The sequence below is a fragment of the Enterococcus sp. DIV0755f genome (genome assembly GCF_051713725.1).
In the GTDB taxonomy this organism is placed as follows: Bacteria; Bacillota; Bacilli; order Lactobacillales; family Enterococcaceae; genus Enterococcus_D; species Enterococcus_D casseliflavus.
Genome location: NZ_JBIOQL010000001.1, coordinates 1,892,398 through 1,919,145, shown reverse-complemented (window position 1 = coordinate 1,919,145; position 26,748 = coordinate 1,892,398). Strand labels below are relative to the sequence as shown.

The window sequence follows — 26,748 nt, the reverse complement described above, 5'->3', positions numbered from 1 at the left end:
ATGAATAGACAAGAACTGCATGCATGTATCAGTAAAAACCAGCCTAATATTTGCCAAATTGCTGCCTACCAAAATGGAAAGGAAGTTTACTCGGATGAATGGCATGAGTATAAGCCAGAGGATACTTGCCACCTTATGTCCGCTACGAAAAGTATCGTTTCTCTACTAGTTGGGATAGCGATCGATCAAGGCCTCATCAGGAGTGTCAATGACAAAGTCCTCGATTATTTTCCAGACTATCAAGTAAAACGGGGCGAAAAAACGATTCAGGATATTACGATCAAACACCTATTAACGATGCGAGCCCCGTATAAATGCAAAGGTGATCCATGGACAAAGGTTTGTTCGAGTGACGACTGGACCAGCGCCTCGCTTGACTTATTGGGAGGAAGAAAAGGGGTGACAAATGAATTCAATTATCAAACCGTTTGTCTGCAGATCCTCACTGGTTTGTTAGCGAAAGCTTCTGGAATGACGACCGTTGATTATGCGAACCATTATTTATTTCGACCTCTTGGTGTAGCCGAACTGACCAATTATTATGCGGAAACGGCACAAGAGCATAAGCACTTTACGATGAGCAAGGCACCAAAAAAACCGGTTTGGTTTTGCGATCCTTTAAATATTGGCACTGCAGGTTACGGGCTTTGTCTTTCAGCAAAAGATTTAGCCAAAATCGGTGAGCTATGCTTGAACCAAGGCATCCATCAAGGACAACAAGTGATTTCTTCACAATGGCTCACTGAAATGGTCAATCCGCTAGAGACAAACATAGAGAAATTTCAAAATATGAGTTATGGGTATTTATGGTGGATCTTGGATGCTGAGAAAAGCACCTATGCCGCCATCGGCAATAGTGGAAATGTCCTTTATATTGATCCCGAATCAGAGACTGTTATCGCCATTACGGCGTATTTTAAGCCAACTGTCTTTGATCGCATCGACTTTATCGAGACAGAGCTAAAACCGTTCCTTTTGCACTAATGAGCGTTAAGAAAAAGCAGTCTGCTGTCAAAAGTTGATTGCTTTTTTTGTAGGCGAAAGCTTAATGATCCCTTTTGTGACTATGGCAGGCAGGTGACCTACTGATAAAGCTCGGCTGCTAGCCTTTTATGAAATTATAATTTAGCAATTTGATCCCGCAGGTAGGAGGCTAAATCAATAATAAACGGAAGATAAATGAGAAATGAATAAAATGACCAAACTATCAACGACGTAAACTTGGTATACTATAATTGAGAAGAAAATCACAAGTGAAAGGAGCGGTCGGGGTGTTTTCAGAAATCAGTATCTATCAAGTGAAACCCAGTAGTGTTGAGACCTTTGAAGCAGTCAAGCAAGAAGCAACAGAGGCAATGAAGGCCATGGAGGGGGCTTTGTTCTTTCGATTAATGAAACGAACCCATTACATCAAAGAAATGAGGACCATCAAGGAAGGTCGCCTGCCAGATCCATTGACGAGAGTCATAAAATGTGTGAAATATGCTCACTATTGGGAGTTTGATAGCGAAGAAAATTATGGCAAAGCTCAAAAAAAGTTGTATGAAAGTTACTGGAAAGCAATGGAGAAATGTTTGATCGTTCCCCACGACAAACTATTGGGGGGAAGTTCTTGAGTGCTCGCTTTAGTACCAAATGCTCTCCTGCTGAACGGACTTTTTGTTGCAACTGTTAAGAAAGGACAGGGTAGAAATACAACGGACGTTAAAAAAGTCATTTGAACGGTTGAATGGAGAACTGTTAGTTTTTTTTAAACGCTCTATTACTTGATGGAATCTAAAAGGAGGAAGCCCCGATGGCACAGGTTGCTTTTCATAATTCGTACAAATTAAAAAAAGGCGTTTCAACAGCGGAATTTGTTCGTGTCGTTGAACAATTAAACCGAGAATACATTTCCAAACAAAGAGGATACCTTTCTTTTGAATTATTCGTAGATGGAGAAACTTGGGCGGACATCACCAAGTTCGAAACGAAAGAAGATGCGGAAACATTTGCCCGATGCGGCACGCCTAATGCCTTTGCACAAAAGTTTTATTCATTCATCAATCTAAACAGTTGCACCTCTCACCTATACACCATTAAAAAAACGTTCCAATAACTAGCCACTATGGAATGAACAGCTCAAAAAACAATTCATATGAAAAGAGGAACTTCTTATGACAAAACCAGCAGAATGGTATCAAGGAAAAGTCGGTCGGGCAGAACATTTGGTCTATTTAAATAAGGAAGCCAAAGAGCTTGAGAAACTGATTCACGGTGACAAAACAATGATCATTCGGGGGGCAGCCGGCAGAAAATCACCTTTAGGAGGAAGAGCCAAAATCAACGATCTTGTGTATTTTGTGGAGACTGGCGGCGATTTGACCATCACTCATCGGGGCATCATTGCCAACGTGATTGAATCTGAAAAGATGACGAAAGAAGAATCCATAGATTTTGTAAAACGCTATGAAAAAGAGTTGAATTTATCGAAAAAACAAGTCGATCGTTGGGCAGGGAAAAAGTATCTAGCGGTCTATGAAATCGCTGAATTAGAAGAAATAACACCATTTCAGTACAATCGTGAAAAAAATATGGATGATTGGGTCATCACAGATGATATCAACAAAATCAAATTGTAACGTAGCGAAAACCTTAAAAAACGAAGCGCAAAGGAGTTGAGTGGAAGGATGGAAGGCAAAAAGCAATTGTTTCGAGACAAAAACGTGAAACCAACAGAGCAGCTGATTGCAGAATCTTTGGGTGAAGGATATGTCATTTATCAACGTTTTATCGAAACCCTTGAAAACGAGGGCATCTCTCTTATGGATTGGCGCTATTACCAAGATGGAAAAGCGTGGTTGTCCAAAGGCGAATACAAATGGACAACGACTCGTGGAACGAATAAAGTGAAACCAATTTTTTGGCTCTCGATGTGGGAGGACTTCTTCAAAGTCTCCTTTCACTTTAGCGAGAAAGTCCGAACACAGTTATTGTCTTTACCAGTCAGCGATGAGACAAAGGAAACCATTCTTAAGGCGCCAACTAATGGCACGAAAATGAAGTTTTTTTCTGTGATTTTTGATGTCGCTAATCCATCAGTCTTTGAAGATATCACCGAATTGATCGTGTTCAAAAAAAGTAAATAAAGTAAGAGTATGATTTATTTAACTTGGATAGTCTGATTTTATTACATCTATCAAAAAGGAATCTTCGTTATAGTTTACCCATTTTTTAGGTTAAGAAAAGTAAAAGTCAATCAGAAGACTCTAAGTTTATCGCCTTTCCTCTGATTGGGTTTTAATATAAGTAACTCTTGGGAAAACCAACGCTAATTTTGATTAGATTATCGAATAAAATTCACAATGAAACAAATTTTACTCGCTAAATATGCTATTATGGGTAAAATATGCTTTAATTACTTTTGAATTGATGGAAGACACATTGGAAAAGGAGAAAAGACAAATGACTATTCAACGAATCACAGCTTGCGTTCAAGTCAAAGGAGACTATCAGAAGTGTTATCATTTTTATACGGAAAAAGTTGGTTTGGTACCAACTTATGGCGATGAGTCAGGTCCTTATACAAGCTTTGCATCGAAGAAAGAGGAGGCGCCTTTTTTTGGTATGTTCCAAGTGGATGCCGTGATCGATCAAATGGAGGGCTATCCGATTTCGGATAATCGGATTTCATCTGATACGCTTTCGGCAACGTTTCACACCACGGATTTTGAAGAAGATTATACGAGAATGAACAATGCTGGTGTAGTGTTTGAAGTGAGTAAAACCATTTTGGGGGAAGGGGACTAAGCTTTTCATATTGCCTATTTCCGCGATCCAGAAGGAAATTTGCTAAGCTTGGAGGATGGCGGTGTCTAAAGAGTTCACATTCAAAAAGAATCAGAAAAAAACGTAAAGAAAGATTTATCTCATAATTGTTTTGAGATAAATCTTTTTTTATTTGAAATCATTCCTCTATAAAGCGTTCCTTCATCCGCTCCAAGAAAAATCCAGAGGCTTTTGAAAAAACTTGGGTGTTCTTCCAAATGACTGCAAGATCTGATTCAAGAGTGGGACTCAATTTTCTAAAGCATAAAGGACTGTCAGGGGTGAAGTTGATTAATTTGTCGAGGGTCAATGCATAGCCGACGCCTTCTTCAACCAACTTTGACGCATTGTACACGAGATTATACGTGGCAACGACAGTCAAGTTGTTCATGTCTTTTTTTAACCATTTAGAAAGCTCACTGCTGACCAGACTTTGTCGTGAAGTAATCAAGGGAACCTCCCAGAGATCCTTTGGTGTGATGACTTCGTTACTAGCAAGGGGACTGTCTTTTCGCATCAAGACGCCCCAGGTGTCTCTGGCAGGTAAGCGCAAGGAATGGTATTTTTTGACGTCGACGGGGCTGATCACGACGCCAAAATCCAACAATCCTTTGTCCAACCGTTCTTTGACCTCGTCAGCATTGCCGCTAAATAAATGAAATTTGACGTTAGGGTACTCAACTTGAATCTCCTTGATGATTTTTCCCAACAGCTGGATCACGTAGGTTTCTCCAGCACCGATCGACACGTTACCGGTAATCGTATCTCGAGGCGACAAAAATTCAGAACGGGTCTTTTCTAACAATTCTACAATTTCTTCCGCCCGCTTACGAAACAAGAGGCCATCTTCCGTCAGCGTAATTTTGCGATTGCCTCTGGTGAACAGCGTGACACCTAATTCTTTTTCTAACTCCATTAACTGTCGTGACAGGGATGGTTGCGAGAGATGCAGATGTTTTGCGGCAGCTGAAATCGTTTCTTTTTCTGCAACTGCTAGAAACGTGGTTAAACTTTTTAATTCCATAGGTCTATACTCCTTTTTCTATGCTATATATGAATAGTTAGGTATTTAATATTAGTATTTTACATAGAAAGATGCGGCAAGTACAATAGGTTTATCCAAAAATAGCTCAAGCGATCAAGAAAAAACGATCATCCAGACCTTGATCATTTGAGAAACATTGGAGAATCGCCCTAAGGTACAGGATAGTTGACCGAGAAAGAAGGCGAATGAAATGAAAAACTGGCAAAAGAAGGCCCTTGTGTCTTTAGTTGTGCTGGCACCGTTGGTTTTAGGTGCTTGTAGCAGCAATAATGAGGAGACGAATGAAGAGCCGCAAGCCAGCTCAGGAGGAGAAACGATGACAGAAAATGTTTCATTGACAGATGAATGGGATAAAGTTTTCCCAGAAAGTGACACGGTGAATCACCGAAAAGTGACTTTCCAGAATCGTTACGGGATCACTTTAGTTGCGGATCTTTATGAACCAATTGATGCGCAAGGACCACTTCCAGCAATCGCCGTTAGCGGACCTTTTGGAGCAGTCAAAGAGCAGACATCTGGTCTATATGCGCAAACGATGGCAGAGCGTGGTTTTGTTACGATCGCTTTTGATCCGTCCTATACAGGTGAAAGCGGTGGCGAACCACGCTATGTGGCTTCCCCAGACATTAATACAGAAGATTTTCAAGCAGCCGTCGATTTTCTATCTGTCCAAGAAAACGTAGATGAAGAAAGAATCGGTTTGATCGGGATTTGTGGCTGGGGTGGTCTAGCTTTGAATGCCGCAGCTATCGATACCCGTGTGAAAGCGACTGTTTCTGCCACCATGTATGACATGTCGAGAGTCAATGCTCAAGGGTATTTTGATGAAATGGGGGCTGAAGGACGCCATGAATTGCGCCAGCAGCTAAACGCCCAACGTACAGTTGATTTTGCCAATGGCAGCTACGAACGAGCAGGTGGGGTACCAGATACACTGCCAGAAGATGCGCCGGTCTTTATGCAGGATTATTTTGATTATTACAAAACAGAACGAGGCTACCACGAACGTTCCTTGAACTCTAATGATGGTTGGAATGTCACGTCTTCGCTGTCATTCTTGAATATGCCACTTTTGTCTTACATTGATGAGATCCAAAGCGCCGTTTTATTGCTTCATGGAGAAGAAGCCCACTCACTTTATTTCAGTCAAGACGCCTTTGAGCAATTACAAGGCGATAACAAAGAGCTGACTGTCATTCCTAATGCTTCGCATGTTGATCTATACGATCAAATAGAGGTGATTCCTTTTGGCCAAATGACCGAATTCTTCCAAGAGCATTTGAATTAAACAGCAACAACCAGCTGCACGACTGTTCAGTCCCATATCTTCTGCTGAGCAGTCGTGTTTTAGAAAATAAGCATTCCGTTGCCCGCCGCTACATCGAATCATCAGCAGAAAGGAGCGAAGCCATGTTGATAAAACTCATCCCTGCTGTCTTGCTGTTCCTACTAAGTGCCTGTGGGACAAGTGGAACAGAGGAGAGGCATGCGCTGTCTGCCAGCGAAACTTCCTCTGAGGCAAGTCAGGATCATGATCAACCGACGATTGAATCAGCAACAGCTGTGGTCATTACGGTTGGTCAACAGGATTTTATAGCGAAGTTTTATGAAAATGAGGCGTCTGAATACCTAATGAATCAAATGCCCTTCACGTTGCCAATGAGTGACTTGAACAATAACGAGAAATATTATCGTTTTTCTGAGAATTTGCCAGAAATGACTACAGAACGGCCGGAGATCATTCACGCAGGAGAAATCATGAGCTGGAATAGTCATACGTTGGTGCTGTTTTATCAGACCTTTACCAATTCTTATAGTGGCTATAGTCGTATCGGCGTTATTGAAGATCCAGCAGGATTAAGGGAAGCGTTGGGGGGAGAAGACGTGGAGGTTGTCTTTTCGCTAAAAAATACTCGTGAGTAACGAATGATTAGGAGAAAAACAAATGACGATCGATCAATTAAACAAACTTATGGCAAGTGGTGAACCCTTACTTGCCGGTTCGCAAGCTTCAAAACAAATGGTGGCTTTGAGTGCTGAGGCGAGAAAATTGACCATGAAAATCAATACGGCTTATCATGAACCTCATGAATTACAAGAACTTTTTGCCCAATTGACTGGGAAAGCAGTTGAACCGACATTTTCGCTTTTTCCGCCTTTTTATACAGATTACGGCAAAAACATCCGCATTGGCAAAGGGGTGTTTCTTAACGCCGGTTGTCATTTTCAAGACCAAGGAGGGATCACGATCGGTGATGATACCCTAATAGGGCATAACGTTGTTCTAGCTACCTTGAATCATGGCCTTCACCCTGAAGATCGTAGCACGCTTTATCCAGCACCCATTACGATTGGGAAGAATGTCTGGATTGGCTCAAATGCAACGATCGTTGCTGGTGTGAACATCGGTGACCATGCGATCATTGCTGCTGGGGCAGTGGTGACCAAAGATGTCGCTGAGCGCACGATCGTGGCTGGTGTACCTGCAAACTATGTCAAAGAGGTCACTGAGTAAGCACAATAGCAATGAGTAAGAAAAAAACTGCTGTTCGCCTTGTCGCTTTTGAAGCGATGAAGACGAACAGCAGTTTTCTTATTCTTGAGGCGGCTCGCTCGTATTGGAACCGGCGAAGTTTTCGATCAACGATTTCACATCAAGACCAAGGGTTTCTTTCAAAGTTTCTTGTGTGGTCGATAAGAGATTGGTGGCGTAATTGGTGACACGATTGGCACCGCCGCCTTCACCTGATCCTGTATCAACGACCGAAATTTTATCGATATTGCCTAATGGGGCGGCAGCCTCTTTGACTAATTGCGGCATGATCTCAACGATCATGCTAAGGATCGCTGCTTCATCATATTTCTTGAAGGCTTCAGCGATTTTTTCCTTCGTTTCAGTTTCCGCCGTTCCTTTCGCCAAGGTCGTCTCGGCTTCTGCCAAACCAATCAGACGAATCTTATCGGCTTCAGCTTTTGCCAACGACTCTGTTCGAAACTGCTCAGCTTCAGTGGTTGCTAACGCAGACGCTTTTTTCGCTAATGCTTCTTGTTCAAGCGCATAACGATCGGCATCGGCTTTTTTCTTGATCTCAGAATCAAATTGGCGTTCACGACGCAAGATTTCTTTTTCTTCCAATTCGATTTGTTTTTGTCGTTCAACGACTTCGACTTCAATCTCTTGTTCTCGAACTTTTTGTTTCATGATGGCACTTTGCAGATGATAGGCTTGATCGGCATCGGCTTTGGCGATGTCTTGTTCTTTCTTATAAAGCGCCAACTTCAATTCTTTTTCCTTTAATGCTTCAGCGATTTCGGTCATGCGTTTTGATTCCGCTGTTTGTGATTCTTGTTCCGATTGGGCTTTTTTGATGCGGGTTTCTTTCAGCGCTTCGGCTTCTGCAATTTCAGCATCCCGTTTGACTTGAGCGATTCTAGGTTTTCCAAGAGAATCTAAATAGCCATTTTTGTCTCGTACTTCTTTGATCGTAAAGGAGACAATGATCAAGCCCATTTTCGCTAGATCGACAGAGGCCACTTCTTGCACGCTTTGGCTGAATTTGTCGCGATTTTGATAGATTTCTTCGACGGTCATCGAACCAAGGATCGAACGCAGGTGACCTTCCAAGACTTCTCGTGCCTCATTTTCTAATTCTTCACGGGTTTTTCCTAGAAACTGTTCCGCTGCCGTTGCGATTTCTTCTACGGATGAGCCGATCTTGATAATGGAAGTTCCATCACACATAACGGGAACTCCTTGTTCCGTATACACTTCTGGTGTTGAAACATCCAGCTTGCTGGAAAGTAAGCTGATTCGGTTTGATCGTTGGAACACTGGCAAAACAAAGGCTCCGCCACCACGCACGATTTTGATTTTGTTATTGCTCTCATCCGCATGAACATTTTTGTTGCCAAGGTAACTTCCGCTGATAATCAACGCTTCATCGGGCTTGGCTGTTTGATATTTCGTGACAAAGATGATCAAAAGCATCAGTAAAATGAACGCCACGATTGCGATCGGAAAGACAATTGGTGATAAGAAAATATCCATAGATGCACCTCTTTAGTGATTTATTTTAGTTGTCCAAAAATTTTTCTGTATAGGGAACGACGTAGCAAATACGCTCTTTGACTTCAATAATCAACACTTTTGATCCTGCTGCTAATGGTTCATCGATAGGTTGAAAAGCCGAGGCTGGACGATTACTTGAACCAGTGACACTTGTGAGTTGAATTTCACCCATTCCTTCACAAGGAATCGGCGTCAGCACCGTTGCGATTCGACCTTCAAAGTCTTTCTCGGAACTCGAAAGCGTCGCTTCAGCATTCCTCATGGGAATCAGCACGTAAAAATTCAAGAGAAAAACGAGCCCTGTAGAAAGACAAGCGCTACCAATGAAAAGCATCATCGAATAGCCTGGGAAAATAGTTTCCCCTAAGTAACCGAAAAGACTCGTAAAGGCAAACCAGGGGATGATCAACATCGGATCAATTGGACCATCAAAATCGAATATATCGCCAAACAGAAACAGCAAAAAGGCTAAAATGGCACAGCCAATCAATACATACAAATAAATCTGATCAGGTGCATAAGTGTGCAGCACGTATCCACCTCCTTTCAAATAGAGTGATTTGTAAGAACAATGAAAGCTAAGAAACAATCGAAAGAAGAACGAGGGAAGGAAAAGAACGGAATAGGTGTTCTGTTATAATTATACCAATAAATAATAAAAAAACTTAAATAAAATAGTAAAATTGAACAAATAGTACAACAAAGGGAGGTTTATTTTTTTGAAAGAGCCGATCAAAAATCAGCTTTTTTTCATCAGCCATTGACAAACCAGGAAAATCCAAGTAGATTAAATCAGGGTACTAGAAAAAGGCAAAATTAGCTGCAGATGATTTGAATCGTAAGAGGCAGCTTTTATTTTCTATTACCATAGATCGAAGGTAGTTGTTCGCAAACATAAAAGAAGTCAGGAACACTTCTTTTCAACCGACAGTATTGCTAAGAAATAGAGGTGGAATCGATGGATCAAAAAGAAAAAATGTTAGAACTAATCAAGAAAAAACAAGGCGGCGGCCGTTCAAAAAAAATGGAATCCCCAAAAAACGATCGAAAAAACATGCGTAAAGGCCCGAAAATTTATAATAAGTAAGGCGATGCATTAGAAACATGAAATGGTTGATGAAAAAAAGAGAGAAGGACAGGATTTCTGTCTTTCTCTCTTTTTTATTTACTCTTGAGAATCCACGTACAACTCACTCAAAGCTGGCAGATCATGAACTTGGTATTTTGCTTTAAAAGCTGCGATTTCTTCAGCGCTGAAGCGGTTCGGATCAAGTTTCAGTTCTTCGACAGGAAGAGGTCGTTCGTTAGCGATCTTGACATCGATCACCACAGGTCCGTTGATTTCTTTAGCTTGTGTAAAGACGGATGCTAATTCTTCTTCCTTCGTTACCGTGAAGCCTTTCGCACCCAATGCTTCCCCAACTTTACCAAAATCAGCACCGGCTAATTGGACACCGAACTTGGTTTGCTCGGTATCTTCTTGCTCCGCTTCGATGAAGCCGAATGAGTCATTGGAAAAGACCACGTTGATGATTGGCAAATCATATTTCACTTGGGTGATGATGTCTTGCATTTGCATCGCAAAACCGCCATCCCCACTAAAGGTAAATACTTGGCGATTCGGATAGCTCAATTGAGCTGCGATCCCACCAGGTACACCATTGCCCATTGTCGCAAACCAGCCAGACGTTGTGAAACGCTGTTCACCCGTCATTTCTAAATGACGGATACTATGGATCGTCACATTACCGACATCCGTGACAAACAGGGCATCAGGAGCAGCAATCCGGTTGATTTCTCGATAGACAGGTTCAGGACGCAAAGGAACTTGCGAATCATGGTAAAAACGATGGCGCCATTCATGCCAATTGCGACAGTTTTCTTGATTGGCTTTTAACCAAGCATCTGCAGGACGAGGGGCTGCCATCTCTGTCCATTTTCTAAGAGCGGTCGCACCATCTCCTAAAACGGAGACATCCGTCTGATGACGACGACCAAATTTCGAGGCGTCGATATCAACTTGGACAAAGTTGGCACCAGGATTGAAAAAGCGACGGCCAAAAGGGAAGTCACTGCCGACAAAAACGATGAGATCGGCTTCTGCCAAAGCTTCATTGGCAGGTTTTGTCGCAACCCGTCCAGCAAATCCAAGAAAGTTTTCATAAAGATCAGGCACGATGCCTTTGGCTAAGACAGAAGCTGCGATAGGCATCGAGAAATGCTTAGAAAAAGCATCGATGGCATCAAAATGACCAAAGAGACCTTGTCCGATATAAAGGACGGGTTTTTTTGCTTGTTCAAAATAAGGAAGGGCAGCCTGTAAATCCTCTTCATCAGGCTGGAGAACACCTGTCTTATGATTTTTTGCGGTTGCAATCTCCTGTTCGTCGATTTCTGCAGACCCGTAATCGACCGGGATCGTTACCACAGCGACTCCTTTAAATTTGTAGGCTGCTTTAATGGCTTCGTCCACCACGTGGGGCAAACTTTCAGGGGACATGACCGTGCGATTGTAGATACTGACATCAGCGAACATCGGATTTTCATTCATTTCTTGAAAATCATTGTAGTTCATCGAGCTCGAAGCTACTTGTCCTAACAAGGCAACGACGGGCACGTTATCCATTTGAGCATCATATAAGCCATTGATCAAATGGGTGGCACCCGGACCAGCAGAACCAAAAACCGCACCGACTTTTCCCGTTAGCTTGGCATCAGCCGCTGCTGCCAGCGCACCTGCTTCTTCATGACGTACTTGAATATACTTGACCGATTGCCGTTCATGGTACAAAGCATCCATCGTTGAGTTGAAAGAGCCACCGGGGATTCCATAGATATGGTCGATGCCCCAAGCTTCAAAAACCTTGATCATTGCTGTACCAGCATTGATTTTTGTCATTTTCTTCACTCGCTTTCTCTGTTGTCATTCGTTCTCTTTTAAGTATAAACGTTTCTCAAAAAGACAACAAAGAATGCGCCTTCTGTCACAAGGCGCAGTGAAAGACTTATTTTAGGAAATGAACGACTCAGTTGCGCAGCTCTTGCACGAATCGGCTGGCGATCTCTTTGGGTCGGGTGATGGCACCACCAACCACGATACCTGTCACACCCATATCTTGGATTTTCTTTGCTTGTTTCGGGGTGTGGATCTTGCCTTCGGCTATCACTGGAACCTTTGCCGCAACCAATTGCTGGATCAATTGATAATCTGGTTCGTCATTGGTGGGACTATTCGCCGTATAGCCGGACAAAGTTGTACCAACAAAATCGACGCCCGCTTCAAAGGCATTGATGCCTTCCTCATAGGTGGCGATATCTGCCATGAGTAGTTGATGGGGATAAAGAGTTTTGATTTGTTTGATAAAGGCATTGACCGTCAAGCCATCGTGACGTTTGCGCAAGGTGCAGTCCAAAGCGATCACCGCAATCTGTAAAGCTGCTAATTCGTGCACCTCTTTGATGGTCGCTGTGATAAATGGTTCTTCAGGTGGATAGTCTTTTTTGATGATTCCGATGATCGGCAGATCAACAGCGGCTTGGATTTCGCGAATATCGCGAACGGAATTGGCACGGATGCCAACAGCTCCAGCTTCTTGAGCTGCTTTTGCCAATAGGGGCATGACACCGCCGTTTTCGGTATATAAGGGTTCTCCAGGCAATGCTTGACAAGAAACAATCAACCCGCCCTTGATTTGTTGGGTAAAGACTTCTTTTTCCATTTATATGACACTTCCCATTCTACTAAAGGTTCGTTTCTCCCTTCGACTATATCATGAGGTTTTTTGCTTGTAAATGAATCAACACCTCTTTGAATCAAAGACAAGACATTCAAAAAAATGCAGCAAGCATCACTGTCATGGATACTTGCTGCACGTAACGAATAGGCTAGGCAGATTTTTTATTCTGCTTGTTTTGACGTGCATTGCTTGAACTTTTCAAAATCGATCGTTTGATTAGCAGGCAGCACTTCGTATTGCAATCGTTCTGTTTCTTCATCGTGAATGATATGGAGGATTTTTCCTTCGTCATCTACTGGTCCCAGACTGATGATCGTAAAGCGTTCATTGATGACTTCTAAATTTTGTAGAACCCCAGAAAACACTTTGCGAATATGATGGGCGGTCTTGATTTTTTTGTCCGCTTTTTCAACAGCCTTGGCCAACGTAAAGCCTTCATCTAAAAACGTTTTGATCATTTCCACTTTGACGACCGTGGGCAGTCGGTATTTTCGTGGGGCATTTTCTTCTTGTGGGACCGATTGAATAAATCCTTTTTGTTCCCAATAACGCAATTGGCGAGGGGAGATATCACACATTTGGCTAAGTTCGCTGATGCCGACCAACAAGTTTTCATTATCAACGAGTTTTCGAAAAAGATGAGACATACGGACTCCATTCTTGTAAAGGTATTTGTTAATATTGTAACTTGTTTTACTTTTATGTCAAGTAGGTTGACAAATGTTAGGGAAAGATTTAAAGTAAAGAAGGTTTTATGAAAAATATACTGAAAAGAGTGTGAAATATGTCAACGAGTCGTCCTTTAGATATCTACGGCAAACCTTACAACCGTTCTTTACTGGTCATGGTTTTGCTGATCGGTACGTTTTGTACTGTTTTGAACCAAACATTGTTAACAACGGCTTTTCCAACTTTGATGGATGCCTTTGACATCTCAGCATCTGATGTTCAATGGCTGACCACTGGTTTCTTGCTGGTCAATGGGATCATGATCCCGATCACCGCATGGCTGATCAACAAGTTCAGCTCGAGAAGTCTTTACTTAACGGCAATGAGCATCTTCCTTGCAGGAACGATCGCTTGTTTTGCTGCACCGAACTTTTCTACATTATTGATTGGCCGCTTAGTGCAAGCTGCCGGTGTAGGGATCTCGATGCCGCTTTTGCAAAATATCATGTTGTCGATCTTCCCACCAGAAAAACGCGGTTCAGCCATGGGCATGTCAGGAATCGTTATTGGGTTAGCACCAGCCTTAGGCCCAACGTTATCTGGTTGGATCATTGATCATTATGACTGGCGCTATTTGTTCGGAATGGTCATTCCGATCGTCGTTTTAGTCTTAGTCTTAGCGCTCTTTCTAATGAAGAGTGTGATTGAATTGTCGCATCCGAAAATCGATCTGTTCTCAGCGATTTTATCAACCCTTGGTTTTGGTACATTGCTCTATGGCTTTTCAAGCGTCGGTGACAAAGGGTGGGGCAGTATGGAAGTAATCGGTTTTCTAGCAGCCGGTGTCTTTTTCATTGCTTTCTTTGCATGGCGTCAATTGCACATTGAGCATCCGTTCTTAGAGTTGCGCGTGTTCAAATCAACGACCTTTACTTTGGCGTCGATCCTTTCAGGGGTTACGAATATGGCGATGATCGGTGCTGAAATGGTTCTCCCGTTGTATATCCAAAACATTCGTGGTGAGTCAGCGTTTCATTCAGGATTGATGTTATTGCCAGGTGCGTTGACCATGGGGATCATGATGCCGATCACTGGTGCGATCTTTGATAAGTATGGTGCAAAACGTTTAGCTATCACCGGGATGTTTATCTTGACTGCCGCAACCTTACCATTTGCTTTCTTAACAAAAGATACACCGATTTTGCATATCATCATTCTTTATGGGATTCGGATGTTCGGGATCTCAATGGTGATGATGCCAGTAACGACTTCAGGAATGAATGCCTTACCTGGTCATTTGATCAGTCACGGTACCGCGGTAAACAATACGTTCCGTCAAGTAGCCAGCTCAATTGGTACGGCTATCTTGATCAGTGTCTTAACAAACGTCACCAAGGGCAACTTGCCAAGTGATTCTTTGCTGGATGCAACGCCTTTGGCATACAAAGAAAAAGCAATTGAAGCGACTTTATCTGGCTACCATGCCGCCTTTTATGTGGCAGCGGTCTTTAGCTTCTTAGGATTCTTAATCGCCTTCTCCTTAAAGAAAAAAGAACCACGATTGACGGTTCTTGAAGGAGGTGCGGACAAATGATCTTGCTTTTGATCGTTCTTAGCGTGTTAGGGTTTGCGGTACTGAATGTCTTTGCCAAAAACAAGCTGCAAACAGGTTTATCATTGGTCTTAGGTCTAGTCTTCGTGGCAAGTGTCGTCGCATTGATGGCCAATTTGACCTATCATTTTGGAATGGAAAAAGAAACGACTGCTAAAACAACCCCACTGATTTCTAGTGCCGATAACGAGAATTTTGATTTGCTATTGTATCAGCCATTAGGAGATGGTACGGAAAAAATCTACCTGTTTAAAACGGATGCTGATCAAGAGGAACCCAAACAAACCGGTACTGATAAAGTGACCAATGTCGTGGAAACAGGGGCTGATTCAGCTCAATTAGAAACAAAAACGACGCGCTGGGTTTATAAAAGTGACCTATCACGCTTCTTGTTCGGGATCGCTGATAACGATGGTCAATATGTCAGCCGTACCAATACGTTCTCATTGCCAGATTCATGGGAAGTCTTGAGTGTGGATCAAGCAAAAAAACTGGCTTCTTTAGCGAAAGAACAAGCGGACACCATGAAAACACAAGGACAAGCGTATGTCCAAGAAAAAATGCAAGCTGCATTAATGGCTGATCCAACTATGGATGAGGCAGCCCAAAAAGCAAAAATCGCTGAATTGACAGAAGCTTATCAAAAAGAAGCGATGGCAAAACTGCTGGAAGAAGCAAAAAAGTAAAAACGAGCAGATAGTCAGGGGAGGGAAGAATCAAATCGGATTCTTCTGTCCCTTTTTTATATGGAACGTGATACTTTTGAAAAACGGCTGCCACCAAAAAAAATCCCACACACTAGAAGTGAGTGGGATTTTCTTTAATCAAATGAGCACGCGGCAATCCGGTCGAAAGCTTCTTTTAACAAGTCCAACGATTGGGTGGCAGCTAAGCGAACATAGCCATCGCCGGTCGTTTCTCCAAAGGCTTTCCCAGGGATCATCAGCACACTGGTTTCCTTTAATAATTTCTCGACAAAGCTGACAGAGTCCAACCCCGTTTGTTCAATGTTGATGAAGGCATACATGCTTCCTTTGACTGGGGATAAGGAAAGGAACGGGATCTCAGCAACCCGTTGTTCAATGTAAGTCAGTCGTTCCTTAAAGACAGCAACCACTTGCGGCACGAGGGTATCATAGTGATTCAATGCGTAAATACCTGCCCGTTGTGAAGGAGTTGGTGCCGAATAGGCGATCGCCTCATTGATCAGTTTTGCCGTAAGATTGATCGATTCAGGTGCGATCATGTAACCGATCCGCCAGCCTGTCATGGCAAAGGCTTTTGAGAAACTGCTGAATGTGATGGTGTTCTCAGGTGCGAAGGCTGCCATCGGTACAAAGGTGTCATCAAAGCAAAAGGCTTCATAGACTTCATCTGAGAGGATTAGTAAGTCATGGTCAATGGCAACTGCTGCGATTTTTTCAAAAGTTTCTGGAGAAAAAACAGCACCAGTAGGATTGTTGGGTGAATTGATAATGATTGCACGGGTTTTCTCAGTGATAGCGGCCTTTAAAACCTCGACGTCGATTTGAAAGCCATCTTTTTCAAAGGTCGGAATAAAGACTGGCACACCACCGACTAGTTCGACTTGTTGTTTGTAAGGCGAAAAGTACGGTTCGTGAATAATCACTTCATCACCGGGATCAATGATGGCAGCCAAAGCTAAGTACATGCCATGCAATGCACCGACAGTTCCTCGTACTTGACTAGGAGAAAAAGTAAGCTGGTATTGCTTTTGGTAAAAATCAACGACGGTTTGGATAAAATCAGCACTGCCGTCTGAAGCGGTGTATTTTGTATGACCTGCTTTGACGTCAGCAAAAGCTGCTTCAATGATTGTCGCATCTGTAATCAAATCAGGATCACCAATCGACAAATCAATCAAATTTGGGGTTTTCTTCGCAAGAGTGGCGATCTCCATTAAAAGATTTTCTTCTGGTTGTAAAAAACGTTCTGCAATCAACGGACGGTTCATTTTGTCATCTCCAATTTCTATAAAACTTTGCTTAAAAAATCCTGTGTCCGCGCATTTTGCGGATGCTCAAAGATCTGTTCTGGTGTTCCTTGTTCTTGAATGATACCGTCAGCCATAAAGATGACACGATCGGCAACTTCTTTAGCGAAGCCCATTTCGTGGGTAACGACGACCATCGTCATGCCTTTTTCTGCCAAAGCTTGCATGACCGTCAACACTTCTCCAACCATTTCTGGGTCCAATGCTGAGGTTGGTTCGTCAAAGAGCATTACATCAGGATCCATTGCCAACGCTCTAGCAATAGCCACCCGTTGCTGCTGCCCGCCAGAAAGGCTAGAGGGGTAACTATCCGCTTTTTCAGCTAAGCCAACTTGCTCCAGCAATCCTTTCGCTGTCTCTTCGGCAGCAGTTTGCTCTTGCTGTTTGACTTTGATCGGGCTGATAGTCAGATTTTCTAACACCGTTTTATGAGGGAATAAATTGAAGCTTTGAAAGACCATTCCCATTTTTTGACGAATCTGATCGATTTTCACCCCTTTTGCCAATAAATCATTGCCTTCGAAGGTGATTTTCCCGCCAGTCGGCTGTTCAAGAAGATTCAAGCAGCGTAAGAAAGTACTTTTCCCACTTCCTGAGGGTCCGATGATCACAACGACTTCACCAGGTGTCACTTCAAGATCGATTTCTTTTAAGACGGTATTCTCGCCAAATGTTTTCACTAATTTTTCAACTTTAATCACTAGTTTTCATTCTCCTTTCAGCAACACCCAATAGACGTGAGAGGGCGAAGGTCAATACAAAGTAGATCAATGATACGATAACGTATGGTAAAAATGGTTTGAAGCTGGCCCCTTGAACGACGCCTGTTTGGAAAATCAGTTCAGACACACCGATTACCGATACGACCGAAGACTCTTTGATGACCGTGACAAATTCATTTCCTAAAGCAGGCAAGATGTTTTTGATGGCTTGCGGGAAAATGATGAAGCGCATCGCTTGGATCTGATTCATGCCTAATGAACGAGCGGCTTCCAGCTGTCCTTTATTGACGGCATTGATCCCAGCACGAATGATTTCTGCCACATAGGCGGCACTGTTTAGTGCTAAGGCAATACAGCCAGCAGCTAACTTCGAAAGCTCTAAGCCTAACACGCCTGTTCCAAAGTATACAATAAATATTTGTACTAACAAAGGTGTTCCCCGAACATATTCAATATAGACAGCGGCAATGACTTTCAATGCTTTTGACTTAGAAAGCTTCATAAAGGCTAACAAACTGCCACCGATAGAGCCGAATAATACCCCAACCAAGGCTAGGAAGATCGTATAGCCAGTTCCAGTGATGTAAAAAGGCAGATATTTTTCCCAAAAGCTTTGCTCTTCATCGATCGTGCCTTCTTCGGTAAACATCAATCGATAGGCATCTTCTTTGTATTGGCTTAAAAGATCATTACTAATGATAGTTTCAATGGAGGAATTGAGTTTTTCCAGTAAAACTGGCGCTTCTTTCGAGATGGCGATCGCGGTCTCCTTCACGCCGTTTTCAAACGTGACATTTTCGGCTAATGCCAAGGTATCATTCGCCGTCACATAAGCTTCAGCGACGGGACCTTCCATCACGATCGCATCGATCTTGCGTGATTTTAGATTGGTGATCAAATCAGGCACCCTTTGCAAAGAGGTGACGGTCGAGCCAGTCAATTCTGTATTTGCCAGCTCTTCTTGTGTGGTTTGTCGTTGTGCACCGACAGCTACACCATCAAAATCAGCCGTCGATTGGAAACGATCCGCATCTTCTGCTCGAACCAGGACGGTCTGTTGGACTTCCATATAGGTGTCAGTGAAATTGACTTCTTTACGGCGCTCATCCGTAGCAGCCATCCCAGAGATGACGACATCGATTTTACCCGTTTTTAGAGCCCCTAACAGCGCGTCGAATCCAAGCTCCTCAAATTTCAGATCGACCCCTAAGTCATCTGCAATTTTTTGGGCAATCGAGATATCGATCCCTACGATTTCATTTTTTCCATCAACATTGGCACGGAATTCATATGGTGCATAATCGGCAGATAAACCCACGACCAATACACCATTTTCTTTGACTTTTTCATAGATTGGATCGGTTTCTTCTGCATGTGCTTGTCCGACAAAGAAAAACGGCAGCAACGCTGTGATGATCCCTAATAAAACAGTACCCTTACTAAACCTTTTCATGTAAACGCCCCTTTAACTTTTTCTGCGCATCTATTAAAAATGCAAATAATAACTAATAAATGTATAAAAATACATATAAGTGATAGAAACTATCATAGCATAACATCAGTTGAAGTCAATAAGTCAGAGAAAAAAAGTCAAAAATTGTTGTAGAGCGTAAAACCATTTATTCAAATTATTTGCAATCCAAGGAAGAAGAAAGTGGAAAAGGAGCAGCAGCCATTTTCTAAACACATCTATTTGAAAGGATGCTTAGAAAATAACGGATAATGAAGAAAGAAAGCAGCTTCGCTTAAACGAGAAACAGAATCTGCAATGACAAAATAAAAAGTTGTTTGAAACAAAGCGGCAAAAACGAAACATAAGACATTTTTTGGATTTCTTGCGATAATAAAAGAGAAGAGGAGGCGATAGAATGAAGGTCGTATTGATTCGACATGGTGAAAGCGAAGCAAATTTTGAAAATTACTGGACAGGGTGGCTGGATGTTTCTCTGACCGAAAAAGGCCGGCAACAAGCTTGGGCTGCGGGGGAACAGATCAAAGAATTAGGGATTTCCTTTGATTTTGCCTTTGCATCTGTGCTGCAGCGAACGATCATCACTTGCGATGCCGTTCTGGAAGCCAGCAATCAGCTTTGGGTTCCTGTGAAAAAAACATGGCGCCTAAATGAACGTCATTATGGCCAATTAGTAGGGGTCAATAAAGATGAGATGGTGGCAAAGTATGGAAAAGAACAGGTCCAAAAATGGCGACGTGGATATGATGAACCGCCTTTATATGTGAAGGAAAATGATTTAGACCGACGCTATAATTCTTTAGACCCTCGCTTGATACCTAAGGGAGAAAATCTGGGGATGGTGGTGGCGCGAGTAGTCCCATTTTGGCAAGACCAGGTGGTTCCGTTACTTAAAGATCATAAGAATATTCTCATTACTGGTCATGGGAACAGCTTGCGGGCGTTAGTCAAATACTTGGAAGACGTGCCAAAAGATGCCATGGATACGATCGATATTCCTAACGCACAGCCGATCATTTATGAGTTTGATAGCCAAGCAAACTTGATTGAACGGGCGTAATAACGAACATTTAAAGAATAAACCACATTTTCGTTTGATGTTACATCGAAAATGTGGTTTTGTTGTGCTATAATAAGAAAAATTTTATGAAAGGCGGGAGGATATGAAAGCCGTATTAACCGTTATTGGAAAAGACAAGGTTGGGATCATTGCTGGTGTTAGCCAGAAATTAGCAGAATTAGAAATCAATATTTTAGATGTGTCCCAAACGATCATGGAAGATTACTTCACGATGATGATGCTTTTAAACATGGATGCCAATCAGGATTTTGATGGTGTTCGTGAGGAGCTTCACCAAATTGGTCGTACATTAGGTGTAAAAATCAGCATTCAAAATCAAGAGATTTTTGATACCATGCACAAATTATAGGAGGCACTATGGAGACAAATCAAATACTTGAAACCATTCGCATGGTGGAAGAAGAAAACTTAGATATTCGTACCATCACAATGGGGATCTCATTATTGGATTGTATTGACGCCGACATTGATCGTACCTGTGAGAAAATTTTTCAAAAAATTACAACAAAAGCGAAAGATCTTGTCAAAGTCGGCGAAGAGATCGAAAGTGAATATGGCATTCCGATCATTAACAAGCGGATTTCGGTTACCCCTGTAGCGATCGTAGTGGCAGCTTGCCAGCCGACACCCGCAGACTGTATCAAAGTTGCGAAGACCTTGGATCGAGCGGCGCAAGAAGTCGGAGTCAATTTCATCGGCGGCTATAGCGCACTAGTAGAAAAAGGCTATCAAGGCGGCGACCTTGCATTGATCGAATCGATTCCAGAAGCCTTGGCTCAAACCAATTTTGTCTGTTCGTCGGTCAATATTGGATCAACGAAAGCTGGGATCAACATGGATGCAGTACGTCTGATGGGAGAAACAGTCAAGAAGACGGCTGAAGCATCAGATATGGGCTGTGCGAAGCTCGTCGTCTTTGCGAATGCAGTGGAAGACAATCCCTTTATGGCGGGGGCTTTTCATGGGGTCGGTGAAGCTGATGTGGAAATCAATGTCGGTGTCAGCGGACCTGGTGTCGTCAAACGTGCCTTGGAAAAAGTCAAAGGCGAGTCCTTTGATGTCGTGGCGGAAACAGTCAAAAAAACAGCTTTCAAGATCACGCGGATGGGGCAATTGGTCGGGCGCGTGGCTTCCGAGCGCTTGGGCGTTCCATTCGGGATCGTCGATCTTTCGCTGGCGCCAACTCCTGCAGTCGGCGATAGTGTGGCATTGATTTTAGAAGAAATGGGTCTAGAATCTGTCGGTACCCACGGAACGACAGCGGCTTTGGCCTTGTTAAATGATGCAGTAAAAAAAGGCGGCGTAATGGCATGTAACCATGTTGGGGGTCTGTCGGGTGCCTTTATCCCCGTTTCTGAAGACGCAGGGATGATCAAGGCTGTAGAATCTGGTTTATTGAATTTAGAAAAACTTGAAGCCATGACGGCGATCTGTTCTGTCGGTTTGGATATGATTGCGATTCCAGGAGATACTTCTGCTGAGACGATCGCCGCGATGATTGCGGATGAAGCAGCGATCGGCGTCATCAACCATAAGACGACAGCTGTCCGAATCATTCCAGCGAAAGACAAAAAAATCGGCGACCGCATTGAATTTGGTGGATTATTAGGGACGGCACCAGTGATGAAAACCAATCCTGCGCAGTCAACTGATTTCATTTTACGTGGGGGACGTATTCCCGCTCCGATCCATTCATTCAAAAATTAATTTGTACTCCTTTACTAGGAAAATATGTTAAAATGACCTTTAAAAGACCGACCAAAATGCTGTCTTTTAAAGGTTTTTTAGTCATCTAACTATTTTTTTCATGCTTAAGGCGGATGTTTTATCATTTGAAATCGAATACAATGAAGGATAACACGATGAAAAGGGGTGGTAAAATGAAGAAAATCTTCCAACTTGGGATGTTGATTTTTGTTGGTTTGATGGGATTTTTTGTCCTTCAACCATCAATTGTCTTTGGACAGACATTTGTTCGTGATGATGCCGGGGTCCTTTCACAAGAGACGATCAAACAGATCGATGCTTTGAATAAAGAGGGCTTCCAATCATTGACTGGAGCGCCAGAATATGCTGTGATCACGATCCCTTCTTTAGATGGGCAAACGATTGAAGAGCGTAATTTGGAACTGTTCAATGAGTATGGTTTAGGAAATCCAGAGGACAATAATGGACTATTGTTTCTCTTTGCCATTGACGATCGTGAATTTCGTCTGGGTTATGGCGATGGACTATCCTATGTCTTCAGTGAGCTATCGGAAGATGATTTAGTGGATGAAGATGCCAAAGACGCATTACGAGATGAAGATTATGATACAGCGATATTGGCAGCTTCTAATGAAGTCTATCAGCGAATGAAAGAAGCGGATGAAACGATTGGTTTAGGGACGATCTATCAAGATGGCAAGCAAATGTTAGCAGAAAAACAGGCACAAGAAGCAGAAGCCACTAAGCAGATGTGGTTCACTATTGGTAAAATCGTCAGTGGTGTCGTAGCGGCAGCAGCTGCAGGCCTTGTCGGGTTCATCAGTTTTCGCCATCTTAAAACCAAACGGCGTTTTGAAGAGCACCTGCCATTGCCGAAACATCTGTTAGAAGATAGTCACTTCCAACAGAAAGATTTCTTGAAATGGGCTAGCAATAGAAAGAACTATCAGCGTTACCATCAGTATCAGACAGCAAAAGATTGTCAACAAGCATTTACGCAGTATGTGTCGAGGACTTATGTGCCAGCGAAATTGACTTCGGTCACTGGATTGTCGACAGCGGATAAACGAGTCATCCAACACGGCTTGACGAATCCAGCAATTGGCGCCTATTTTTCAAACTTGCTGATGAAGAAACAAACCACGGTCAAACATTTCGGTCAGGTGATCCTTACACAACATGACACCTTAAAAACCTATGAAGCCCAATTAGGCAGGGAAGTGACTGAACGGATGGCAGACTACGATTTGACTGATGCGGTGTTACCCGAAAATCTGCCTTTAGCAGATGCTTATCGAGCAGAAATAGCCAAGCAAGCCAAAGAAGAGATCAGAAGACGCAATGAGCAAGGGCGATACTTAGCTCAACTTGTGACGGAAAAAGCGACCTATCCTGAGATGGTACAAGCCATTCCAAAAGAAGTTTCTGATGTTCTAGCGGAAGTGAAAACAGATGCCTTGTTCCAAGTTGACTTGAAACAGGTTTATCAAAATCACCCAGAACTAGCGAACAAATTATCCTCATTTGATGCTTCTGATCGAGCAGCCGTTTTGAATAATGCTCGCCAAGAGTATGACCCCCATGGTATGAATATGGCGTTGTTCTTTGTGATGATGAATAATCATGTGACCCATCAAGAACAAGTCATTGCCGATACGCAAAGTTCTTCGAATGATTTTGGCGGTTTTAGCGGAGGAAGCAGCAGCGGTGGCGGTGTTTCTGGTAGCTGGTAATTTTTCGTAGTGAGGAACGTTCATTGTTCTGCAATACATTCGCTTGCATGTAGGTTTGTGCAAGCGGAAGGATTGTATGGTCAATGGCGTTTTTTCTTGTAGAGGAAATCCCTTGATAAATAAGACAAACCAAACAAAGTGTGGTAAACTTTTTAGAGTTACTGAAAATGAATGGAACTTTCATTCATTTGAAAAAGGGAGAAAACGAGGGATATCATGTACCAATCTTACATATGGGATTTTGACGGAACACTTTACGACAGCTACCCAATCATGTTAAAAGCTTTTATCAAGACATTGAAGGAGTATGGCTTTGATCCAGATCCAGCGGAGATTTATTATATACTGAAAGATTCATCTTCCAAAAAAGTTGCTGAAAAATACAACTTAGATTTTCAAGAGTTCACTAAAGCATTCAAAGCAAATGAAGCGCTGGATGATCGTTTGCCGCTTTCCTTTGCAGGAACCAAAGAAACATTAGAAGCCGTGGTTGCTGCTGGGGGCAAGAACTACATTTTGACCCACCGCGATGTCGTCTCAACGAAAGAGTTGTTAGAAAAAGAACAGATGGCAGACCTGATCGTTGAGATCGTTGGCCCAGAAAACAACTTCCCCCGCAAACCGGATCCAACTTCCCTGATTTATCTTGTTGAAAAGTATCAACTAGACAAAGATCAGACTGTCATGATCGGCGATCGCACGATGGATGTTTTTGCAGGACAAGGAGCAGGTGTCAAGACGATATTTTATGATATAGAAGGTCTCTTAAAAGATGTATCTGCCGACCATACCGTCCAATCAATGGCTGAAATACAAGAAATCATTAAGTCTTGAGAAATCAAGGCTTTTTTTGTGCATAGAAAGTAAGTCATTCAGTACTCATGATGAACGGTATAAACGTAGTTCTCATTGATCTTCTAGTCTCGGCACAACAAACCAAAAACAAGTCACACCATTTTTCGACTCAGCGCCATATTCGAAGGCATGAGAAGTCAAAATGGTTTTTACGATCGCTAAGCCGATGCCGGTTCCTTCTTTATGTCCTGCTTGATGTTGGACGCGTTGGTATCTTTCCCAAATAAGTTCGAGTTGTTCTGGAGGGATATCTTTTCCAGGATTGATGACAGCAACTTTTGTTCCTGCAGATGTATTCGTTAATTTGATTAAGAGTCGTTCATTTTTAGGTGTATGGTTGATGCCGTTGTTTATTAAATTACGCAAAACCTGTTCCATTTTGATGCGATCAAAAAGAGCATTTCCATCCGTACGATCTGCTTCAAAATCGACAGTGATGTCATATTGATTGGCGATCCCTCTTGCGTAAGCAACGACGGAGGAAACCACCTCGTATGTATTCCAGATTTCATTTTTAAGTTGTGTGTAGCCAGCTTGCATGATAGAGAAATCCATGATGTCATCGACCATAGCACTCATGCGGTGGGCTTCGCTGATAATTAGGTCCATGTGTTCTTTTCGAAGGCGTTCGTCGCTTCCAGATACATCACGTACCATCTCCCCATAGCCAGTGATCAACGCGAGGGGGGAGCGTAGTTCATGAGAAACATTGGCAATGACTTCTTTTCGCAAGACGTCTACTCGCTGAAGTTCTGTGCTTAAGTCCGCAACCGATTCAGAAAGTGTACCTAATTCATCACTACGCTTAAGATTGGGTACGGAATAAAGCTCGCCGTTGGTTAAGCGGATGATGGCTTCTTTGATGGTTTTGATCGGGCGAATAAAATGCTGTGCTAAAAAAAAAGGAGATCGTTGACGCAAAAATAGTTAATATGATGGTGAATAGAAAGAGTTGCTGTCGATTCAAGCTTTGAAGCGCTTCGATTTGAGTGATCGTATTGGAGAGCAAAAGGGCAGCTGGGCGTTGGAAAAGAGTGGTAGGAACGCCAATAAGAATGGCAGAAGACTTTTCAAAGTCTTCTACAGCACTCAGGCTCTCACCATCAAGGACAGTTGGTGCGTGAGATAACAACCAGTTGTATTCGTTGCTCAACCCATCTATGTTTAATTGTTGTCCATTGTTAAATGCCGCCAGAATTTCGCCATCCTCGTCGACTAAGAAAAGAGTCCCAACGATCGTTTTACTGAGGAAAAGTAATGGCTCTTCTGGTAAATCATCTGGATCTACTGCCATTTCTTCAATAGCGGCAGCTGTTTCCTGAACTGTTTCTAAAAGTGATTCTTTCGTTACATTGATATAATTTGGTTCAAAGAGCAAAATTTGAACAGTCCACAAAAAAGCGATGCCAATGATGACCAGCAGCATATTGGCGTACCAAAGCCGCACGAGTAATTTACTTTTGATGTAAGTAAAACCTAACCGACTAGTCTTCATAATCAAATTTATACCCAACTCCCCAAACCGTTTGGATCAACTCTCGGTAATCCCCTAGACGCTCTCGTAAGGACTTGATGTGTGTATCCACTGTTCTGGTATCTCCGAAATAATCAAAGCCCCAGACACCTTCTAAAATTGATTCTCGGCTCAAAGCGATATGATTATTTTTCGTCAAATAGACCAGCAGATCGAATTCTTTTGGCGTAAGCGGCAGAGGATTCCCATTGATCGTTACAGTATGAGAAAAAACATTGACTTCGAGATCACCAAAAACGATCTTTTCGAACTGAAACTGACTGCTTCGTTTCAACACAGCTTTGATGCGAGCCATCAGCTCTTTAGGGCTAAATGGTTTGGCAATATAATCATCGGCACCAAGATTGAAGCCAAAGAGTTTGTCATATTCTTCCTTTCGAGCGGTAATCATGATGACTGGCGTGTTACAGCTGCCTCTGATTTCCGAAAGCGTCTGAAAGCCATCTTTTCCCGGCATCATGACATCTAGGAGGATCAAATCGAATGAATGATTGGTTAATTTTTCCAAAGTTCCTTTTCCATCCGCTGCCTCAAAACATAGATACCCTTCGATCTCCGCATAAGTTTTCACTAAGGCACGCATATGAGTATCATCATCAACGATCAATATTTTTTGCAAATTTATTCACATCCTTAAAAATAATTTATATTTTTTAAAGTATATCACAGCATAATCGCTGATTTAATAGGAA

General features: G+C 42.6%; 27 protein-coding genes and 1 pseudogene. 17 read left to right on the top strand and 11 right to left on the bottom strand.

All coding sequences use genetic code 11. From position 1 onward, the window contains the following. From IGI73_RS08745 to IGI73_RS08720, 6 genes are all read left to right on the top strand, one after another. A complete protein-coding gene (locus IGI73_RS08745) occupies nt 1-984 on the top strand; it encodes a serine hydrolase domain-containing protein (protein ID WP_428207227.1) in 984 nt (327 codons plus the stop codon). A gap of 287 nt (nt 985-1,271) precedes the next feature. Further along, the gene (locus IGI73_RS08740) at nt 1,272-1,616 is read left to right on the top strand and encodes a hypothetical protein (RefSeq protein ID WP_428207228.1); all 345 of its coding nucleotides are present in this window, start codon (nt 1,272-1,274) and stop codon (nt 1,614-1,616) included. 179 nt (nt 1,617-1,795) lie between these two features. Then, on the top strand, nt 1,796-2,098 hold the full coding sequence (locus IGI73_RS08735) for an antibiotic biosynthesis monooxygenase family protein (protein ID WP_074535245.1): 303 nt from the start codon (nt 1,796-1,798) through the stop codon (nt 2,096-2,098). A 58-nt stretch (nt 2,099-2,156) separates the two neighbouring features. Next, nucleotides 2,157-2,621 carry a hypothetical protein gene (locus IGI73_RS08730; protein ID WP_428207229.1) on the top strand — a complete coding sequence of 155 codons (465 nt, stop codon included), beginning with the start codon at nt 2,157-2,159 and terminating at the stop codon, nt 2,619-2,621. 48 nt (nt 2,622-2,669) lie between these two features. After that, a complete protein-coding gene (locus tag IGI73_RS08725) occupies nt 2,670-3,128 on the top strand; it encodes a DUF3788 family protein (RefSeq protein ID WP_428207230.1) in 459 nt (152 codons plus the stop codon). Nucleotides 3,129-3,444: 316 nt separating this feature from the next. Then, nucleotides 3,445-3,789, top strand: a complete 345-nt coding sequence (locus IGI73_RS08720; RefSeq protein ID WP_428207231.1) for a VOC family protein — start codon at nt 3,445-3,447, stop codon at nt 3,787-3,789. A gap of 157 nt (nt 3,790-3,946) precedes the next feature. Here IGI73_RS08720 and IGI73_RS08715 read toward each other — a convergent pair whose 3' ends face one another. Continuing rightward, on the bottom strand, nt 3,947-4,831 hold the full coding sequence (locus tag IGI73_RS08715) for a LysR family transcriptional regulator (protein ID WP_428207232.1): 885 nt from the start codon (nt 4,829-4,831) through the stop codon (nt 3,947-3,949). Nucleotides 4,832-5,042: 211 nt separating this feature from the next. Between IGI73_RS08715 and IGI73_RS08710 the strand changes: the two genes are divergently transcribed. From IGI73_RS08710 to IGI73_RS08700, 3 genes are all read left to right on the top strand, one after another. Next, nucleotides 5,043-6,140, top strand: coding sequence for an alpha/beta hydrolase (locus IGI73_RS08710; RefSeq protein ID WP_428207233.1), 1,098 nt, complete (start codon nt 5,043-5,045; stop codon nt 6,138-6,140). 122 nt (nt 6,141-6,262) lie between these two features. Further along, nucleotides 6,263-6,775 carry a cyclophilin-like fold protein gene (locus tag IGI73_RS08705; RefSeq protein ID WP_428207234.1) on the top strand — a complete coding sequence of 171 codons (513 nt, stop codon included), beginning with the start codon at nt 6,263-6,265 and terminating at the stop codon, nt 6,773-6,775. A gap of 22 nt (nt 6,776-6,797) precedes the next feature. Next, nucleotides 6,798-7,367: a sugar O-acetyltransferase gene (locus IGI73_RS08700; RefSeq protein WP_428207235.1), complete on the top strand. Its 570-nt coding sequence runs from the start codon at nt 6,798-6,800 to the stop codon at nt 7,365-7,367. A gap of 78 nt (nt 7,368-7,445) precedes the next feature. Here IGI73_RS08700 and IGI73_RS08695 read toward each other — a convergent pair whose 3' ends face one another. Together IGI73_RS08695 and IGI73_RS08690 are read right to left on the bottom strand one after the other, a co-directional pair. After that, on the bottom strand, nt 7,446-8,900 hold the full coding sequence (locus IGI73_RS08695; RefSeq protein WP_428207236.1) for a flotillin family protein: 1,455 nt from the start codon (nt 8,898-8,900) through the stop codon (nt 7,446-7,448). Nucleotides 8,901-8,925: 25 nt separating this feature from the next. Then, nucleotides 8,926-9,471, bottom strand: coding sequence for an NfeD family protein (locus IGI73_RS08690; protein WP_428207237.1), 546 nt, complete (start codon nt 9,469-9,471; stop codon nt 8,926-8,928). Nucleotides 9,472-9,879: 408 nt separating this feature from the next. On the opposite strand from IGI73_RS08690, the gene IGI73_RS08685 reads away from it, so the two are divergent. Continuing rightward, a complete protein-coding gene (locus IGI73_RS08685; protein ID WP_005236316.1) occupies nt 9,880-10,008 on the top strand; it encodes a hypothetical protein in 129 nt (42 codons plus the stop codon). A gap of 78 nt (nt 10,009-10,086) precedes the next feature. Here IGI73_RS08685 and spxB read toward each other — a convergent pair whose 3' ends face one another. The 3 genes from spxB to IGI73_RS08670 all read right to left on the bottom strand — a co-directional run bounded on the left by spxB (nt 10,087) and on the right by IGI73_RS08670 (nt 13,305). Beyond that, nucleotides 10,087-11,820 carry a pyruvate oxidase gene (gene spxB / locus IGI73_RS08680; protein ID WP_428207238.1) on the bottom strand — a complete coding sequence of 578 codons (1,734 nt, stop codon included), beginning with the start codon at nt 11,818-11,820 and terminating at the stop codon, nt 10,087-10,089. Between the two features lie 127 nt (nt 11,821-11,947). After that, entirely contained in the window at nt 11,948-12,640 is a 693-nt protein-coding gene (locus tag IGI73_RS08675) for an N-acetylmannosamine-6-phosphate 2-epimerase (protein WP_115232428.1), read from the bottom strand. Between the two features lie 179 nt (nt 12,641-12,819). Further along, nucleotides 12,820-13,305, bottom strand: coding sequence for a MerR family transcriptional regulator (locus IGI73_RS08670; protein WP_005230125.1), 486 nt, complete (start codon nt 13,303-13,305; stop codon nt 12,820-12,822). A gap of 137 nt (nt 13,306-13,442) precedes the next feature. Here IGI73_RS08670 and IGI73_RS08665 point away from each other — a divergent pair, with 137 nt between their 5' ends. Next, nucleotides 13,443-14,921, top strand: a complete 1,479-nt coding sequence (locus IGI73_RS08665) for an MDR family MFS transporter (protein ID WP_428207239.1) — start codon at nt 13,443-13,445, stop codon at nt 14,919-14,921. After that, entirely contained in the window at nt 14,918-15,625 is a 708-nt protein-coding gene (locus IGI73_RS08660; protein ID WP_428207240.1) for a DUF4811 domain-containing protein, read from the top strand. The genes IGI73_RS08665 and IGI73_RS08660 overlap by 4 nt, the downstream gene beginning before the upstream one ends. Nucleotides 15,626-15,759: 134 nt before the next feature. On the opposite strand, the gene IGI73_RS08655 is transcribed toward IGI73_RS08660, so the two are convergent. From IGI73_RS08655 to IGI73_RS08645, 3 genes are read right to left on the bottom strand one after another with little or no spacing between them, the layout of a single operon-like run. After that, the gene (locus IGI73_RS08655; protein ID WP_016611109.1) at nt 15,760-16,914 is read right to left on the bottom strand and encodes a pyridoxal phosphate-dependent aminotransferase; all 1,155 of its coding nucleotides are present in this window, start codon (nt 16,912-16,914) and stop codon (nt 15,760-15,762) included. A gap of 17 nt (nt 16,915-16,931) precedes the next feature. Further along, nucleotides 16,932-17,654: an amino acid ABC transporter ATP-binding protein gene (locus tag IGI73_RS08650; protein ID WP_142973284.1), complete on the bottom strand. Its 723-nt coding sequence runs from the start codon at nt 17,652-17,654 to the stop codon at nt 16,932-16,934. After that, complete coding sequence (locus IGI73_RS08645) at nt 17,647-19,128, bottom strand: ABC transporter substrate-binding protein/permease (protein ID WP_428207241.1); 1,482 nt, start codon at nt 19,126-19,128, stop codon at nt 17,647-17,649. Before IGI73_RS08645 ends, IGI73_RS08650 begins: the two co-directional genes overlap by 8 nt. 415 nt (nt 19,129-19,543) lie before the next feature. Between IGI73_RS08645 and IGI73_RS08640 the strand changes: the two genes are divergently transcribed. The 5 genes from IGI73_RS08640 (at nt 19,544) to IGI73_RS08620 (ending at nt 24,501) form a co-directional block, all read left to right on the top strand. Next, nucleotides 19,544-20,206: a 2,3-bisphosphoglycerate-dependent phosphoglycerate mutase gene (locus IGI73_RS08640; RefSeq protein WP_428207242.1), complete on the top strand. Its 663-nt coding sequence runs from the start codon at nt 19,544-19,546 to the stop codon at nt 20,204-20,206. Nucleotides 20,207-20,309: 103 nt separating this feature from the next. Continuing rightward, nucleotides 20,310-20,576 (top strand): ACT domain-containing protein, encoded by a 267-nt coding sequence (locus IGI73_RS08635; protein WP_005230142.1) that lies wholly within the window; start codon nt 20,310-20,312, stop codon nt 20,574-20,576. 8 nt (nt 20,577-20,584) lie between these two features. Beyond that, nucleotides 20,585-21,934 carry a PFL family protein gene (locus IGI73_RS08630; RefSeq protein ID WP_074932598.1) on the top strand — a complete coding sequence of 450 codons (1,350 nt, stop codon included), beginning with the start codon at nt 20,585-20,587 and terminating at the stop codon, nt 21,932-21,934. A gap of 140 nt (nt 21,935-22,074) precedes the next feature. After that, complete coding sequence (locus IGI73_RS08625; RefSeq protein WP_428207255.1) at nt 22,075-23,667, top strand: TPM domain-containing protein; 1,593 nt, start codon at nt 22,075-22,077, stop codon at nt 23,665-23,667. 216 nt (nt 23,668-23,883) lie between these two features. Continuing rightward, nucleotides 23,884-24,501: an HAD-IA family hydrolase gene (locus IGI73_RS08620; protein ID WP_005230151.1), complete on the top strand. Its 618-nt coding sequence runs from the start codon at nt 23,884-23,886 to the stop codon at nt 24,499-24,501. 72 nt (nt 24,502-24,573) lie between these two features. On the opposite strand, the pseudogene IGI73_RS08615 reads toward IGI73_RS08620, so the two are convergent. Both IGI73_RS08615 and IGI73_RS08610 read right to left on the bottom strand, forming a co-directional pair. Continuing rightward, nucleotides 24,574-26,017 (bottom strand): annotated as a pseudogene (locus tag IGI73_RS08615) (sensor histidine kinase). Continuing rightward, the gene (locus tag IGI73_RS08610; protein WP_428207243.1) at nt 26,007-26,675 is read right to left on the bottom strand and encodes a response regulator transcription factor; all 669 of its coding nucleotides are present in this window, start codon (nt 26,673-26,675) and stop codon (nt 26,007-26,009) included. Before IGI73_RS08610 ends, IGI73_RS08615 begins: the two are co-directional and overlap by 11 nt. Nucleotides 26,676-26,748 lie beyond the last annotated feature (73 nt).

What these genes read in the sequence shown, in the direction of transcription:
- IGI73_RS08655 (WP_016611109.1), bottom strand. Translation starts at nt 16,914, where the DNA reads ATGAACCGTCCGTTGATTGCAGAACGTTTTTTACAACCAGAAGAAAAT.
- IGI73_RS08720 (WP_428207231.1), top strand. Translation starts at nt 3,445, where the DNA reads ATGACTATTCAACGAATCACAGCTTGCGTTCAAGTCAAAGGAGACTAT.
- IGI73_RS08745 (WP_428207227.1), top strand. Translation starts at nt 1, where the DNA reads ATGAATAGACAAGAACTGCATGCATGTATCAGTAAAAACCAGCCTAAT.
- IGI73_RS08665 (WP_428207239.1), top strand. Translation starts at nt 13,443, where the DNA reads ATGTCAACGAGTCGTCCTTTAGATATCTACGGCAAACCTTACAACCGT.
- IGI73_RS08645 (WP_428207241.1), bottom strand. Translation starts at nt 19,128, where the DNA reads ATGAAAAGGTTTAGTAAGGGTACTGTTTTATTAGGGATCATCACAGCG.
- IGI73_RS08700 (WP_428207235.1), top strand. Translation starts at nt 6,798, where the DNA reads ATGACGATCGATCAATTAAACAAACTTATGGCAAGTGGTGAACCCTTA.
- IGI73_RS08710 (WP_428207233.1), top strand. Translation starts at nt 5,043, where the DNA reads ATGAAAAACTGGCAAAAGAAGGCCCTTGTGTCTTTAGTTGTGCTGGCA.
- IGI73_RS08730 (WP_428207229.1), top strand. Translation starts at nt 2,157, where the DNA reads ATGACAAAACCAGCAGAATGGTATCAAGGAAAAGTCGGTCGGGCAGAA.
- IGI73_RS08640 (WP_428207242.1), top strand. Translation starts at nt 19,544, where the DNA reads ATGAAGGTCGTATTGATTCGACATGGTGAAAGCGAAGCAAATTTTGAA.
- IGI73_RS08620 (WP_005230151.1), top strand. Translation starts at nt 23,884, where the DNA reads ATGTACCAATCTTACATATGGGATTTTGACGGAACACTTTACGACAGC.
- IGI73_RS08660 (WP_428207240.1), top strand. Translation starts at nt 14,918, where the DNA reads ATGATCTTGCTTTTGATCGTTCTTAGCGTGTTAGGGTTTGCGGTACTG.
- IGI73_RS08670 (WP_005230125.1), bottom strand. Translation starts at nt 13,305, where the DNA reads ATGTCTCATCTTTTTCGAAAACTCGTTGATAATGAAAACTTGTTGGTC.
- IGI73_RS08630 (WP_074932598.1), top strand. Translation starts at nt 20,585, where the DNA reads ATGGAGACAAATCAAATACTTGAAACCATTCGCATGGTGGAAGAAGAA.
- IGI73_RS08705 (WP_428207234.1), top strand. Translation starts at nt 6,263, where the DNA reads ATGTTGATAAAACTCATCCCTGCTGTCTTGCTGTTCCTACTAAGTGCC.
- IGI73_RS08635 (WP_005230142.1), top strand. Translation starts at nt 20,310, where the DNA reads ATGAAAGCCGTATTAACCGTTATTGGAAAAGACAAGGTTGGGATCATT.
- IGI73_RS08625 (WP_428207255.1), top strand. Translation starts at nt 22,075, where the DNA reads ATGAAGGATAACACGATGAAAAGGGGTGGTAAAATGAAGAAAATCTTC.
- IGI73_RS08695 (WP_428207236.1), bottom strand. Translation starts at nt 8,900, where the DNA reads ATGGATATTTTCTTATCACCAATTGTCTTTCCGATCGCAATCGTGGCG.
- IGI73_RS08685 (WP_005236316.1), top strand. Translation starts at nt 9,880, where the DNA reads ATGGATCAAAAAGAAAAAATGTTAGAACTAATCAAGAAAAAACAAGGC.
- spxB (WP_428207238.1), bottom strand. Translation starts at nt 11,820, where the DNA reads ATGACAAAAATCAATGCTGGTACAGCAATGATCAAGGTTTTTGAAGCT.
- IGI73_RS08735 (WP_074535245.1), top strand. Translation starts at nt 1,796, where the DNA reads ATGGCACAGGTTGCTTTTCATAATTCGTACAAATTAAAAAAAGGCGTT.
- IGI73_RS08725 (WP_428207230.1), top strand. Translation starts at nt 2,670, where the DNA reads ATGGAAGGCAAAAAGCAATTGTTTCGAGACAAAAACGTGAAACCAACA.
- IGI73_RS08675 (WP_115232428.1), bottom strand. Translation starts at nt 12,640, where the DNA reads ATGGAAAAAGAAGTCTTTACCCAACAAATCAAGGGCGGGTTGATTGTT.
- IGI73_RS08715 (WP_428207232.1), bottom strand. Translation starts at nt 4,831, where the DNA reads ATGGAATTAAAAAGTTTAACCACGTTTCTAGCAGTTGCAGAAAAAGAA.